General features: G+C 52.7%; 11 protein-coding genes. 3 read left to right on the top strand and 8 right to left on the bottom strand.

Annotated features, from left to right (window positions below; all coding sequences use genetic code 11):
* Window positions 1-9: 9 nt before the first annotated feature.
* The 3 genes from pqqC to pqqA form a co-directional block, all read right to left on the bottom strand.
* Window positions 10-798, bottom strand: coding sequence for a pyrroloquinoline-quinone synthase PqqC (gene pqqC, locus B6A39_RS16670; protein ID WP_083007424.1), 789 nt, complete (start codon window positions 796-798; stop codon window positions 10-12).
* Window positions 799-1,141: 343 nt separating this feature from the next.
* Window positions 1,142-2,065 (bottom strand): pyrroloquinoline quinone biosynthesis protein PqqB, encoded by a 924-nt coding sequence (gene pqqB / locus B6A39_RS16665; protein WP_083007422.1) that lies wholly within the window; start codon window positions 2,063-2,065, stop codon window positions 1,142-1,144.
* A gap of 111 nt (window positions 2,066-2,176) precedes the next feature.
* The gene (gene pqqA, locus B6A39_RS16660) at window positions 2,177-2,248 is read right to left on the bottom strand and encodes a pyrroloquinoline quinone precursor peptide PqqA (protein ID WP_009722990.1); all 72 of its coding nucleotides are present in this window, start codon (window positions 2,246-2,248) and stop codon (window positions 2,177-2,179) included.
* 393 nt (window positions 2,249-2,641) lie between these two features.
* On the opposite strand from pqqA, the gene B6A39_RS16655 reads away from it, so the two are divergent.
* Together B6A39_RS16655 and B6A39_RS16650 are read left to right on the top strand one after the other, a co-directional pair.
* Entirely contained in the window at window positions 2,642-4,213 is a 1,572-nt protein-coding gene (locus B6A39_RS16655; RefSeq protein WP_083007420.1) for a Re/Si-specific NAD(P)(+) transhydrogenase subunit alpha, read from the top strand.
* 16 nt (window positions 4,214-4,229) lie between these two features.
* Window positions 4,230-5,672 carry an NAD(P)(+) transhydrogenase (Re/Si-specific) subunit beta gene (locus tag B6A39_RS16650; RefSeq protein ID WP_083007418.1) on the top strand — a complete coding sequence of 481 codons (1,443 nt, stop codon included), beginning with the start codon at window positions 4,230-4,232 and terminating at the stop codon, window positions 5,670-5,672.
* 75 nt (window positions 5,673-5,747) lie between these two features.
* On the opposite strand, the gene B6A39_RS16645 is transcribed toward B6A39_RS16650, so the two are convergent.
* The 5 genes from B6A39_RS16645 to B6A39_RS16625 form a co-directional block, all read right to left on the bottom strand.
* Window positions 5,748-9,173 carry a pilus assembly protein gene (locus B6A39_RS16645; protein ID WP_083007943.1) on the bottom strand — a complete coding sequence of 1,142 codons (3,426 nt, stop codon included), beginning with the start codon at window positions 9,171-9,173 and terminating at the stop codon, window positions 5,748-5,750.
* A 77-nt stretch (window positions 9,174-9,250) separates the two neighbouring features.
* The gene (locus B6A39_RS16640) at window positions 9,251-9,691 is read right to left on the bottom strand and encodes a pilus assembly PilX family protein (protein ID WP_083007417.1); all 441 of its coding nucleotides are present in this window, start codon (window positions 9,689-9,691) and stop codon (window positions 9,251-9,253) included.
* Between the two features lies 1 nt (window position 9,692).
* Window positions 9,693-10,709 (bottom strand): PilW family protein, encoded by a 1,017-nt coding sequence (locus B6A39_RS16635; protein WP_083007415.1) that lies wholly within the window; start codon window positions 10,707-10,709, stop codon window positions 9,693-9,695.
* A gap of 1 nt (window position 10,710) precedes the next feature.
* Window positions 10,711-11,118, bottom strand: coding sequence for a type IV pilus modification protein PilV (pilV, locus tag B6A39_RS16630; protein WP_083007942.1), 408 nt, complete (start codon window positions 11,116-11,118; stop codon window positions 10,711-10,713).
* A gap of 19 nt (window positions 11,119-11,137) precedes the next feature.
* Window positions 11,138-11,608, bottom strand: coding sequence for a GspH/FimT family pseudopilin (locus B6A39_RS16625; protein WP_083007414.1), 471 nt, complete (start codon window positions 11,606-11,608; stop codon window positions 11,138-11,140).
* A 441-nt stretch (window positions 11,609-12,049) separates the two neighbouring features.
* On the opposite strand from B6A39_RS16625, the gene katG reads away from it, so the two are divergent.
* Window positions 12,050-14,203, top strand: a complete 2,154-nt coding sequence (gene katG / locus B6A39_RS16620; protein WP_083007412.1) for a catalase/peroxidase HPI — start codon at window positions 12,050-12,052, stop codon at window positions 14,201-14,203.
* Window positions 14,204-14,213: the final 10 nt, after the last annotated feature.

Raw genomic sequence — 14,213 nt, 5'->3', positions numbered from 1 at the left:
GATCATTGCCTAGTAATGTGAGTGCTCAAGTCCACGGTGATACACCGCTTCGCGGGTGACGGTGTGGTAAGGCGGGCGGTCTAACTGATAAGCCATGGTCATGGCATCCAACATGCTCCACAGCACATCGAGCTTAAATTGCAAAATGTCCAGCGCGCGCTGCTGCAGCGCCACCGTCGTACACACGCCTAAGGCGATTTCCAGGCCATGCTCGACGTCTCGGCGGGCTTCGCTGAGCCGCTTACGAAAGTAGCGATAGCCTTGCTCGTTAATCCACGGGTAGTGCTGGGGCCAAGTGTCCAGGCGGTTTTGGTGGGCAAGAGGAGCAAACAGCTCGGTAAGCGATGAGATCGCAGCTTCCTGCCAGGGGGCACGGGCGACAAAGTGACGGTAAGCATCTACTGCAAAGCGCACGCCGGGTAGCACACGCTCCTGGGAAAGCAGTGTATGACGCGGCAATCCTACGGCTTCACCTAGGGCTAGCCAGGCTTCAATCCCGCCTTCATCTCCGTCGTGGCCGTCGTGGTCAAGCAGGCGTTGCACCCATCGCCTGCGGGTGGCGGTATCTGGGCAGTTGGCCAGCAGCGCTGCATCTTTTTGGGGAATCATTAACTGGTAGTAAAAACGGTTAGCCACCCAGCCTTGCAGTTGTTCCTGGGTAAGCTCGCCGCTAGCCATCGCCTGTTGAAAGGGATGATTAAGATGGTAGTACTGCCCTTTACTCATTAGCGCTTCACGGAACGCCTCCCGACTGAGCGGAGTGGCAGAAGCGCAGGGCGTTATCGCTGTTAGCGCCATGATCGATCTCCTATTTATTTTTGTAGTGTCTAATATAGTTTTTTATGATATATACGGCTTTTATTTTCATCCGTCTTTTATGAATAGGGTTGTTTAATAAAAAATATTTTTTGTGCAGCTCTCTTTGCTTGCGTTATTTTATTAAGTTATATGCTTATCTAAGTTTAAATTTTCAGGTTTTGTTGATTCATTTTTTACCGATCTACTATCTTTTAGATTCTACTAACCTCGTGCTTTTTTAACCTAAGCTTCTCTTGTTTGAACGCTAATAAACGAATGCGCTCTTAACGTAAGTCATAAGATATCTAAGTTAAATTAGTTTACAAGGTCTTTAAAAGTAGATTTAAAGCGTAAGTTTCATCCCGTCGTAAGCTGTTTCAATACCTGAGGTTTGTAATGTTTTCGCTGCGTCGCTTGCGCCGTCCAAAATCGGGTTTGTGTTGTTGATGTGAATCAAAATGCGCCGCGTACTGCGGGGCAGTTCGTTTAGTAGTGCACACATACCGCCGCTGCCATTGAGCGCGAGGTGACCCATCTGTTGGCCTGTGGAGTTACCAACGCCCAGTGCCTGCATTTCGTCGTCTTCCCACAGGGTGCCATCCACCATCACCACATCAGCGGCGTTTAAAAAACGCGTGGCAAGCGGTGTCGGGTTGCCAAGCCCTGGGGCGTAACACAGCGACTGTCCGCTGTGACGGTCAACAATGTACAGGCCTAAATTATCGCCGCAGGAAGGCGCGCCGCGCCGCGGTGAGTAAGGTGGGGCGTTACTGTGTAACGCAAAGGCGGTGAGCGCTATATCCGGCAGGAAGGGAATCGAAAATTCGACAACCTCCTGCTGGTCTTCCAAGCCAATCGGCTGCCAGCGTAGTCCGCCCCAGTGTTCCAGCATCGGGAATAACGGAAAACCAGTCGATAAATCGCGATGCACGTTGGGTGTGCACCATACCTCTAATGGGCAGCCCTCTCTGAGGGAGAGTAGCCCGGTGACATGGTCGATTTGGGCATCCACCAGTAGCACGCCACGAATACCGCTGCCACGCAGTTCACTTGGCCATAATTCTGGATTGGCATTGAGCTGAGCGCGTATGTCAGGGGACGCATTGCACAGCAACCATTGCTTGCCATCCACGCTTAATGCAATCGATGATTGAGTGCGGGGTTGATGATCGGCACTGCCCTGGCGGGCGTTATAGCAGTTTGGACAGTTGCAATTCCATTGGGGAAAACCGCCACCTGCGGCAGCCCCAAGAACTAAAATATGCATAGACTGGCCTCCTACGTTAGTGCTGTGGGTGTGCTATGAATCCTGGCTGAAAGCCCCTACCTGATATCAACCCAATAAGGCAGGCAGGGGCCGTGGCTCCGTAGCTAGAGATTAGCGAGTAGAGATATACAGCGTTACTTCAAAGCCAAGGCGCATGTCTTGATACGTCGGTTTAGTCCACATAAGTGACTCTCCTGCGTTGTTAAGCTTGTTGTTGAGAATGTTGTTACAAATGTCGTTACAAGTACTGCTGTGGTCGTTTTTGGCGGTTAATCATTATTGCCATGCCCACTACTTCAGTTAATCACTGGTAGGGCGAATTGAATGCGGTACTTTGGAAGTAGTTTTCTCTAACTTTTGGTGGGGAATCGTTGTTAAAAAGGGTAGTGTTGTAGTTAAACAACCGAGTTGAATCGAAGGTTGAATAGTAACTGGCAGTCGCCGCGTTAGATCCTAAACTGCTATCTGGCGCGGCGACGCGTGTCAGTAATAATGCCCAGCGTCCAATAACCAAGAGTGAAAACGTGATTGTTTTGGAAAGGGCGCTGGAAATGGGCTAACCAAGGGAGAAAGCGTGTGAAAATAGGCGCACCGAAAGAGACAGCTCAAGGAGAAGCGCGTGTAGCGCTTACTCCTGAGAGCGCGAAACAGCTTCAAAAGCTAGGCCATGAGTGCTTGGTGGAAGCCGGCGCAGGGGCTGCCGCGGGCTTTAATGACGACACGTATCGCGACGCGGGTGTTAGCGTTGTAGAAAGTGCGGAAGCGCTGTGGCGTGATGCGGACGTGGTGATTAAAGTCCGTGAACCTTCGGAAACAGAGGCTCACTATTTGCGCGAAGGCCAGACGCTAATTGCGTTCTTCTGGCCGGCACAAAACGAAGCGCTGCTGGAAACCTGTAAGGCTCAAGGCGCGTCAGTTATTGCGATGGACATGGTGCCGCGTATTTCCAGAGCGCAGAAAATGGATGCGCTCTCCTCAATGGCCAATATTGCGGGCTACCGTGCGGTCATTGAGGCGGGCAATAACTTTGGTCGCTTCTTTACTGGCCAAGTAACGGCTGCGGGTAAAGTGCCTCCTGCCAAGGTATTGGTGATCGGCGCGGGTGTTGCAGGCTTGGCGGCAATCGGTACCGCTACTAGTCTTGGCGCTGTGGTGCGTGCGTTTGATGTGCGCCCAGAGGTGTCTGAGCAAATTGAATCTATGGGCGCTGAATTCCTGTTCCTCGATTTTGAAGACAGTCAGGACGGTTCAGAAAGCGGTGGCTATGCCTCACCCTCCAGCCCAGAATTTCGTGAGAAGCAGCTGGAATGTTTCCGCGAACAAGCGCCGGATGTCGACATTGTTATCACTACAGCGCTGATTCCTGGCAGGCCCGCGCCGAAGCTGTGGCTGGAAGATATGGTCGCAGCCATGAAGCCTGGCTCAGTGATTATTGATCTAGCCGCTGAAAAAGGCGGTAACTGTGATTTAACCAAGCCAGATGAGCGTGTGGTATCTGATAACGGCGTAGTGGTGGTTGGCTATACCGACTTTCCCTCACGCATGGCCACCCAGGCGTCGCTGCTTTACGCCACTAACATTCGCCATATGCTGACCGATCTCACGCCTGAGAAAGACGGCGTCATTCATCACAACATGGAAGACGATGTCATTCGCGGCGCTACGGTCACGCACCAGGGCGAAGTTACCTTCCCGCCACCGCCGCCCAAAGTAAAGGCCATTGCTGCGGCGAAGCCAAAGAAAAAAGAGAAAGAACCGACGCCTGAAGAGAAGAAGGCTACTGAACTGGCCGCCTTCAAAGCGCAAACCAAGCGGCAAGTTGGCTTACTCGCCGTTGGTGGCGCGTTGATGCTGTTGCTGGGTCAAATAGCCCCTGCCTCATTTATGCAGCACTTCATCGTGTTTGTGTTGGCGTGTTTCATTGGCTTCCAGGTGATTTGGAAGGTGAGTCATTCGCTGCACACGCCGTTAATGGCGGTCACTAACGCCATCTCAGGCATCATTATTTTAGGGGCAATTTTGCAAATCGGCTCAGGCAGTGGCGTCGTTATCGTGCTGGCGGCCATTTCGGTACTGATTGCATCGATTAATATCGTGGGTGGCTTCCTGGTGACACGCCGGATGCTTGCCATGTTCCAAAAATCCTAAGCGGCGGAGAAACGATATGTTAGGACAAGGGTTCGTATCTGCCGCGGCAATTGCGGCAAGTGTGCTATTTATTTTATCGCTAGGTGGCCTGAGCAATCAGGAAAAAGCCAAGCGCGCCGTATGGTACGGCATCGTGGGTATGGCCGTAGCCGTGTTCTTTACCTCCTTCGGGCCCGGTATTGGTGGCTACTGGTGGCTGATTCCGGCGATGTTGATCGGTGCTGGAATTGGTGTCTATGTGGCAGGCAAGGTCGAAATGACCGAAATGCCTCAGCTGGTAGCGGCACTACATAGTTTTGTGGGTTTGGCAGCAGTTTTTGTTGCCTGGAGCGCAGATCTGGAGCGTCGCCGAGTGCTGGCAGCACAAGCAGCCGATGGCGTGATGCAAGAGTTTTCTGCGTTTGCTGCGTTGGTGGCTACGAAAGCCCCTGATGAGCTGACCTTTTTGCAGATTGAGGTGGTGTTTGCGATTTTCATCGGTGCGGTGACCTTTACCGGCTCTGTGATTGCGTTCGGTAAGCTGGCGGGTAAGGTGGATGGCAAGCCACGCCAACTGCCGGGTGGGCATATGCTCAATGCCGGTGCCGCGGCGATTTCTTTGCTGCTTGCGATTATGTACCTCAATGGAGCAGGCTTCTGGACACTCATCGTTCTGGCAGCGCTGTCGTTCTTCATTGGCTATCACCTGATTATGGGCATTGGCGGTGCAGATATGCCGGTGGTGGTGTCGATGCTGAACAGCTATTCCGGCTGGGCCGCAGCAGCGATTGGTTTCACACTTTCCAACGATCTGTTGATTGTCACCGGCGCCCTGGTAGGTTCTTCAGGGGCGATCCTGTCTTACATTATGTGTAAGGCGATGAACCGCAACTTCGTTAACGTGATTTTGGGCGGTTTCGGTGGTGCTCAAGGGCCAGCAGCTGAAATTGAAGGCGAGCAGGTCGCCATTGATGCAGGCGGTGTAGCGAGCGCTTTAAACGATGCCGATAGCGTGATTATCGTGCCGGGTTACGGCATGGCGGTAGCGCAAGCACAGAGTGCGGTAAGTGACTTAGTACGTAAGCTGCGTGCAGCCGGTAAAACCGTACGCTTTGGTATTCACCCGGTGGCCGGGCGTCTGCCTGGGCACATGAACGTGCTGCTCGCTGAAGCTAAAGTGCCCTACGATATCGTGCTGGAAATGGATGAAATCAACGACGACTTCCCAAGCACTGACGTGGTGATCGTGATCGGTTCCAATGACATCGTAAACCCAGCGGCCGAGGAAGATCCCAATAGCCCTATCGCCGGTATGCCGGTGTTGAAGGTGTGGGAAGCCAAGCAGGTCTTTGTCAGCAAACGCGGCCAAGGCACTGGCTACTCTGGCATTGAGAACCCGCTGTTCTTCAAAGATAACACGCGGATGTTCTACGGCGATGCAAGAGATAGCTTAAATGCGCTGTTGCCGTTAATCGATTAACGTTTAGACAGCGATAGCCTTGTTGTCATAAAGGGGCGGAGCGCAAAGCGCTCCGCCCCTTTTTTTACAACTAGCTTAATTGGTGTTTTCTTCGCCACTCAGTTGCCGCCAGGAACGGCGACCTAGATGATCGTTGCTAAAGCCAATGGTGATTGAGCCGTCGCCGTTGGGTGAAGCATTTGGGTCATCTGGGTTACCCACAAATAGCTGCTCGACATTGCCATCGTTAACGCCGACTAGGCGTTCGCCAGTACCTGCTTGTAAACCGGTAATAGCATCGCCGTTTATGGTTTCATCGCTGTCTTCTTTACCATCCCCGTTAAAGTCAAAGGTGGTCTTGCCACCGCTGCCACCCGTGTCGGCCTGAAGTGACATAAAGAAACCACTACGCCCACCGCCGCAGGGGTCGGATTCATCGGGTAACAGTGTTGAAAACCGCACCCGTCGGGGCAGGGTGCTTGAGATAGAAGGCCCGGCAATCACCCGCTCACCAGAGGGCAGCTCCAAACGCCAGCCCCGCTGGCTGCTGGTGGGGGCCGCGTTTGTGCTAGCGCGTAAATTGAAGCCATCCCGCGTCGCGTTTCCGGTGATGCGCTGTGTGGCTAAGTTGGCCGATGTCAATGAGAGGCTACGGTCAACACGGTCCTGTAAACCAATGAGCTGCTGCGTTGAGCTGTCGCCAATATCGCTACTGCGGAAGTAGCTGCCGGTGCCGAATAGTACCATCAGCGTATCAGGCGAGTTGTTACTTAGCGTCACGGCAGGAGCCGAGGTAATTGGCTGATCAGGCTGGCCGGTATATAGCGCGTTCACGCTACCGGTGTTGGTAAGCGGGAAACGCCACAAATTACCTGCTAAATCACCTGCGTAGGCGAAGCGGGCACCTGAAAAACTCGGCCAAGCAGTTACTGTTGGTGTGGCCAAACCATTAGGTGTCTCTCCACTGCCCGTATTGGTTTTTAAATGAGCAATGAGTTTACCGTCGGTGAGACGCACCACAAATAGCGACGCCTGATAACCGGTGCTGTTGTAGCCGTTGCCAAAAATGGCGACCCAGGTGCCATCAGTCAGCTGCGTAATAGTGGGCTCGCTAACCCCGGTACCCAGTTCTGGGTGACGAAACTCCCACAGTACGTCGGTTGTGCTCATGTTGCTGGGCTCACTAACATCTAAGGCAAATACCGTGCGGCCCCCAGCTCCCATAGTGCCCACGGCCACGGCATCCGGGCCGCCCTGGATATTGACCTCACGCACGGCAGGCGTGCCATCTACAAAGTAGCGGTGGTTATAGTCCTCGCGGGTTAGTGGACGTAGGGCGGGCGTATCACCTTGGGTAAGCTCGGCAGGCAGGTAAGCAAATAGCTCACGGCCGTTGGAAGCGTTAAAACCATGCAGCATTCCGTCGTTGGCCGCCACCAGCAGTAGCGATGCACGTGTTTCGTTACCCTGCAAAACCACCGGGCTGGCGTTGATAACATCGCCCAATAGCGCGTTGGTGCGAGGACGAAGTCCCTGAACATTGACACCCTGTAACCAACTGATTTCGGCGCTAGTGAAGCCACTATTTTCAGGCCTTAACAGAGCGCCCACGCGTTGACCATCGTCTAAGCGTTTAGACGTTAATAGGCGACGGTTACCCACCTGCTGAGCAAGTGTGGTTTGTGCATTCCAACGTTCGCTGCGGCTGCCATCTGGCTGAATCACCGATGCCGCTAGGCGGCCTGACCAATCGTCGCTTCTAAAGCCAGCGGTAAACAGTAAATTACCGCCTTCAAGCCCAAACGCATCGCTGTTGACTGCCGCAGAGGTGTTGGACTGAGAGGCAGCAATAATATTACCCAATACCTGCTGCATTACTTGGTTAAGCGACGCTTCGTTGTTAGCAAAATAGGCGCGCTCGGTTCCACCTGCGCGGGCTAGATCCCCCAGCGGGTCGTCAGATACGTTGGGTAGGTTGGCGATATCTGGCGGTAAGTTAAAACCAACAACGTAGGTTTTGACGGGGTTGGACAGCTGCGCATTAGTGTCGTCGTAAAGACGCTGAATAGCTGCCTCAGCACTGGCCAGCGCAACGCTCACATTATTGCCCAGCGAATTACCATTACGATCAACCGAAGGTAGACCATCGGTTAGCCAAATGTTGGCGTTGACCAAACACTGCTGGGCATCGGGGTTATTGATATTAGGAATGGCGATGTTTGAACGCTGTCCTTGATCGCTACGAAACGCGCTATTTCTCCCCGTATTATTTAAAAAGTAATCTCGAGCGGTATACATGGTGCCTTCGATAGGCGTTAAGCCCGTCGCGATCAGCGGCCAGTTCGGGTCTGTCATGGGGTTGCCTGAGCCATTCCACTCATGTCGCTGAGCGCCCAGTTTTGTTTCGATCGCCTCCCAGTGCGCGTCGTTAACCGTCCCATCGGCGTTTAATCCACCAATCGGTACGTGTAAATAGCCTAAGCCCGGCGAAGAGGTGGTTCGCCATTCCCACTGGTTCAGCTGTATTGATGCAGTATGCGACCCCCAGTTAGGAATCCCCCGTTGGCGTAAGCTGTCGACCAGCGGTAAGGTGAAGTTAGACCTGACGGGGGAGCTATAGGAAATACCGTCGCCAATAAAGGGTGAGCCTGAAGACCCGCTAGTAAGGCTACGGTAACGCTCTGATAATTGATCAGACGTTGCTGTTGGGTTGGAAATACGCCGCCAGTATTCGGTGATATCGTTAGTAGGTAGGCCGGTGCTGAAGCTCTCTTCAAACATATAGCCGGGTACGCCAACATTAAAAAAGGCGTAAATGTTGAGTCCTGGTAAGCGTGCTCGATAGCGTTTCGTGGTCGCATTCCACGCGCCTTCAAAGTCAGGGTTATACCAACTGGGGTTAGCATTGGTAGAGTACCGTGGCTCAAGTGCTCGCTCAGTCAGGCGCCATACAACGGTGCTACCACTAAAGGCGTTGTCTCGTGTTCTAGAGGCGGGGTTCTGCTGATAGGCCATCAGGCCCATATTGATATCGCCGCGATAGCGCTCAATTAGATCATCGCCGACGCGCTTCATAATGCTCGATTTACTGAGAGGCGAGCGTGCCCCTGCAGGGCAGTTAGTTGGATTCAAACTGCTTCCCTGACAGAGGGATGTTTCTCTATCACCTAGCTCACGACCCACAGCCACGCGGCCATCTAAGCCTTCCTGACCACTTTCTGAGTTATCCAAGATCAGCAGCACGTTAGGTGGAACACGGCTAACCACGTTTAACGGCGCTGATGAGATCCCGGTTTGCTCTTCGGGTATCTCATAGTCTTCGTCAATGGGGCCATCTCCACCTCCACCAATCGGTGGTTCAGGCTCTGGTTCAGGCTCAGGTTCCGGATCTGGATCAGGCTCTCCAGGAGGGTCTGGAGACGGCTCTTCAGGTGGCGGGTCAGGCGGGAAAATACCAGCACCTAATGACGCTGGGGTGGTATAGCCAAGCGATAGCACGAGTGCCAACGCGGCGGTCGACAAGCGGAAGAGCTCAATTTTTATAGACCTGGTTTTTATAAACCTGGTTTTTATAGAACTAGCTTTGATGGATTTTGTTTTCATGGCGCTTCCACTTGCTGCTGGCGAACATAGAGAGCTTCCAGCGTAACGCTGGTATCTTCTCCTAGACCAAAGCCCTGCGCTTCAATGCGATAGAGCATTTCAACCAGTTCTACGCCTGCGTTGTTGGGGCGTGAGCCCAACGGTGTCATTGGCTGCACGCGATAGCGCGGGTTTCGAGACAATTCATCAATATTCATTTGATGAGTACGCCAGCCATTACTAAAAACTATATCGTTCTGAAGCTGATTTTCAGCGTTACGCAGGGCGGCTTCCGCCGCTTGAAAAGCGACAGTGTAGTCTCGCTGGTTGGCTGCCATGCGGTCTTGTGTAATCGCCCCTTGCATAGAGGAGAGGCTGAGAATCGTGATGATGGCGAGAAAAATAAGGCTTAGAACAAGCGCCATGCCACGTTGCTGAGAAACGCCAGGACCTTCCATGCTAACGGTTCCTCAACGAGATAGTGGTGGTAAATGCTTGATAAATGCGTCCATCATCTGCGTTGAAAACGTTATCGTCGCGAAAGTTCCCCGTAGCAATCGTTGTCGGCGTGCGACGTAAATTGGCGTGATCACTTTGTACGATTATGCTGATTCTCAGCGCACGTACTTCCGCCCACTGAGCTTCATTGAGCTGGTCGGGGGCAAGGTAGGCGCCATCGATTAAGAAAGCGGTACGCAAGGCGACAACGTTACTGGCAACTATTTCGTTGCGCGGTGTCCTTTGGCTGAGATTTAAACGCATCAACGAAGGGGGGACATCGTTCTCTGGGTCTTGGCCAACATAGTAAAGCGCGCTGTTAAGTGCACTAAGCGAAACGTTCTGGCCCACGCTGTAAGAGAGGCTGCCAGCCTCGCTATTGCCCAGCCATCCCGCGCCTACCGCTTTTTGAAGCACGCTGTCGCTGTTTGAGACGTTATAAAACACATCGCAGGTTTGCAGGCCTTGAAGAAGCACCAACTGATTGCGATACAGGCCGTCTACGCTTCGATTAAGAGTGAGGGGGGACGTATTGCTAATGGTCAGGGAGTTATTGGCAAAGCCGGTGCGCGCAATGAGTCCACCACGAAACAAGACGCTGTGCTGACTTTCCACAGGGTTGAGTAATCGCGATGCAAAGTTGGTGCTGCTTGTATCACTCCATGCTTGGATAGCGTTATGGGCGTTTTCAGTACCGTCAATATTGCGTAAATGATTGGTCGTTTGAGACGACGCGCAGCCGCCGCTGAAGTCTGCTTGGCGAAGCTCTTGAGCTACCGTATCCAACGCGAACCGGCCAGCATCCTGCATGTTCGCCAGTGCGGTTTGAAATCGATAGCTTTGCTGAGACGAGATAAATAGCTGTGTGGCGCCTGCCATTACCAGCAAACCGATAACCATCGCAACAAGCAATTCTACCAAGGTAAACCCTGACTGGGGCCTAGGGCAGCGGCGAGTTGTAGGCGTTTGGTCATCCATATCACAGCTCCGACACAAGCTGAATCTGACGCGTATTTTCAGGGGCAGAGGCGTCTGCCCAGCGCACCGTGACATTGACACGCCGGTTGTTGATCGCAACTCCCCCTTCACCATTAGGCAGCGCGCTAGCAAGGTCATCCACCCACTCGGATTGGTCGTTGGCGGGAAGCCCACTGCCAAGCACCGTACTACCGATACTCAGTTCGTATGCGGCTGCTTGATCGGGGTTGGCGCGCACTCGGTCCAGCATATCTTGGGCCATATTGGTTGCCTGAGTTTCAAAATAGGCGGCACGGTTATGTACGAGCGACTGTGTTTGTAATCCAACAACCCCTAATAAACCGATGGATAGCACCAGTAGCGCTATCAACGACTCCAGCAGAGAAATCCCGCGTTGTGGTTTAGGCATAGCAAGGCCCAACATTGAATCAATCACAGGCTTGACGACGCGTTAATACGCGGGAAATACCGCTTGGTTCCACTCGAATGCAGCGGCCTCGCTCGTCCAGCGTGACCGATACGTCTTGCGAGGCAAAACTTGCTGTTACCAAGCGGCCTTGGCTATTAAAAGTAAAAGACGCAGGCGCACCGCTCACTGAAATATCGCGCTGGGACTGTGGCCATATGCGCAGTGGTGTTGTGTCATCGACGACCTCCCAGCCAGCGCTCCAGCCGTTGCTAACAGGCTGTAGGCGAATAGATTGGTTGCGCCTAACGGCTTCGCTGCGTGCGAAGCTTAAGGCGAGTTTGTAGTCGTTTGCCGTGGTAATAACCCGATTTTCTTGAATAATGCGTGCAAAATTAGGAATGGCGATAGTGGCGAGGGTGGCAAACAGTGCCAGCGCAACAAGCAGCTCTAACAAGGTAAAGCCCTGGGCGGAGTGCTTTGTCGTCAACATTTTGCCGTCAACATATAGTATTTCTCTGTTGGAATCTGCCGCTAGAATTACCTAAATAAGCTACTTTGATTTAACAAAATATCATAATGTGGCATGCGTCCAACTAAAAATAATCGTCACAAATAAGCGCTATTTTGACGGGCGATATTTAAGAAAGAGGTCGCTAGCGGATATGTGTGCCAAGCTGGGTTTTAACAATCGTCCTTGCAGACCGCTGGAGGCCATTCTGAGAGACATTACTTAAGCACCCATGCTGACAGATAGCTAAAAGCTATAAATTTGGTCGTAAAAAGCAAATTGTAGCTATCGATTAGGTGCTTTAAAACAGTGATATGTCGATGACGCACGCTTGACTGCATTCAATGCAGCAAAATGAGTAAGAGTGCTGGCCATCTGTTTCCTTGGCAAGTCCAAGGCAAAGAGCAAGAAGGGGAGAGAAATATGAGTGGTAAATGTCCTGTAATGCATGGTGGTAATACCTCAACTGGTACCTCCAACAAAGATTGGTGGCCAGAGGCATTGAACCTAGACATCCTGCATCAGCATGATCGCAAAACTAACCCGATGGACTCGGATTTTGACTATCGGGAAGAGGTCAAAAAACTCGATTTTGACGCCCTCAAGCACGATGTTCATGCCTTGATGACTGACAGCCAAGCATGGTGGCCAGCCGACTGGGGGCACTACGGTGGCCTAATGATCCGCATGGCGTGGCATTCTGCGGGAACATATCGTATTGCCGATGGCCGTGGCGGCGGTGGTACGGGTAGCCAGCGTTTTGCACCGTTGAACTCCTGGCCGGACAACGTCAGCCTGGACAAGGCGCGTCGTCTGCTGTGGCCAATTAAGAAAAAGTACGGCAATAAAATTAGCTGGGCTGACCTGATGATATTGGCCGGCACCGTAGCCTATGAATCTATGGGGCTGCCTGCCTACGGTTTCTCGTTTGGTCGTGAAGATATTTGGCACCCCGAAAAAGATATTTACTGGGGGGCTGAGAAAGAGTGGTTAGCGCCTTCTGATGAGCGCTACGCTGATGTTAACAAGCCGGACACCATGGAAAACCCGCTCGCAGCGGTACAAATGGGGCTTATTTACGTTAACCCGGAAGGGGTAAACGGCCAGCCAGATCCGCTGAAGACGGCAGAGCACGTACGTTTGACGTTTGCCCGTATGGCGATGAACGATGAAGAAACAGCCGCACTAACAGCGGGCGGCCATACCGTGGGTAAGTGTCATGGTAATGGTGATGCCGGTGCGTTGAGCGCTGAACCCGAAGCCTCTGACGTTGAGAACCAGGGTTTTGGTTGGGGCAACCCGACCATGGATGGAAAAGCGAGCAATGCCGTGACTTCAGGTATCGAAGGCGCTTGGACTACCAATCCAACCAAGTTCGATATGGGCTACTTCGATCTGCTGTTCGGTTACGAGTGGGAGCTGAGAAAAAGCCCTGCTGGTGCCCATCAGTGGGAGCCTATCGATATTAGAGAAGAGGATAAGCCGGTTGATGCAACCGACCCCTCTGTTCGTCACAATCCCATCATGACCGATGCGGATATGGCGATGAAGATGGACCCATCGTATCGCGCCATTTGCGAAAAATTCATGGCCGATCCCGAGTACTTCAAGCAAACCTTCGCTAAAGCGTGGTTTAAGCTAACCCACCGTGATCTAGGCCCGAAAGCACGCTATATCGGTCCAGAAGCACCGGCTGAAGACCTAATCTGGCAAGATCCAGTGCCCGCAGGTAGCACTGATTACTGCGAAGAAGTGGTCAAGCAGAAAATTGCTGAGAGCGGCTTAAGCATTAGCGACATGGTAAGCACCGCGTGGGATAGCGCGCGCACTTACCGTGGTTCCGATATGCGCGGTGGCGCCAACGGTGCACGCATTCGTTTGGCTCCTCAGAAAGATTGGCAAGGCAATGAGCCAGCGCGTCTTGCCGATGTGCTTAACGTATACGAGCAGATCTCTGCTGATACGGGTGCCAGCATTGCCGATGTGATTGTCTTAGCGGGTAGTGTTGGTATTGAAAAAGCGGCCAAAGCAGCGGGCTATGAGGTGCGTGTGCCGTTCCTTAAAGGCCGTGGTGATGCTACTGATGAGATGACTGACGTAGATTCTTTTGAGCCTTTAGAGCCACTGGCCGATGGCTTCCGTAATTGGCAGAAGAAAGACTACATCGTCAAACCCGAGGAAATGTTGCTGGATCGTGCCCAGTTAATGGGGCTCACTGCACCGGAGATGACCGTGCTGTTAGGTGGAATGCGTGTGCTGGGCACCAACTATGGTGGTACCAAGCACGGTGTGTTCACTAACCGAGAAGGTCAGTTGACCAACGACTTCTTTGTCAACCTGACCGATATGGGCAACAGCTGGAAGCCGGTGGGCAATAATGTTTACGAGATTTGCGACCGTCAAACGGGCGCGGTTAAGTGGACAGCCTCTCGCGTTGATCTAGTGTTTGGTTCTAACTCACTGCTACGCTCTTATGCAGAGGTGTATGCCCAGGATGATAACGGCGAGAAGTTTGTCAAAGACTTCGTCGCTGCCTGGGCAAAAGTGATGAACGCGGACCGCTTCGACGTTGCATAAACGTCAAAGC

It is taken from the genome of Halomonas sp. GT (assembly GCF_002082565.1).
Lineage (GTDB): Bacteria > Pseudomonadota > Gammaproteobacteria > Pseudomonadales > Halomonadaceae > Vreelandella.
The sequence above is the reverse complement of the archived record's forward strand: the minus strand, read 5'-3'. Positions and strand labels throughout refer to the sequence as shown.

What these genes read in the sequence shown, in the direction of transcription:
- pqqC (WP_083007424.1), bottom strand. Translation starts at nt 798, where the DNA reads ATGGCGCTAACAGCGATAACGCCCTGCGCTTCTGCCACTCCGCTCAGT.
- pqqB (WP_083007422.1), bottom strand. Translation starts at nt 2,065, where the DNA reads ATGCATATTTTAGTTCTTGGGGCTGCCGCAGGTGGCGGTTTTCCCCAA.
- B6A39_RS16650 (WP_083007418.1), top strand. Translation starts at nt 4,230, where the DNA reads ATGTTAGGACAAGGGTTCGTATCTGCCGCGGCAATTGCGGCAAGTGTG.
- B6A39_RS16640 (WP_083007417.1), bottom strand. Translation starts at nt 9,691, where the DNA reads ATGGAAGGTCCTGGCGTTTCTCAGCAACGTGGCATGGCGCTTGTTCTA.
- B6A39_RS16635 (WP_083007415.1), bottom strand. Translation starts at nt 10,709, where the DNA reads ATGGATGACCAAACGCCTACAACTCGCCGCTGCCCTAGGCCCCAGTCA.
- pilV (WP_083007942.1), bottom strand. Translation starts at nt 11,118, where the DNA reads ATGCCTAAACCACAACGCGGGATTTCTCTGCTGGAGTCGTTGATAGCG.
- B6A39_RS16625 (WP_083007414.1), bottom strand. Translation starts at nt 11,608, where the DNA reads ATGTTGACGACAAAGCACTCCGCCCAGGGCTTTACCTTGTTAGAGCTG.
- katG (WP_083007412.1), top strand. Translation starts at nt 12,050, where the DNA reads ATGAGTGGTAAATGTCCTGTAATGCATGGTGGTAATACCTCAACTGGT.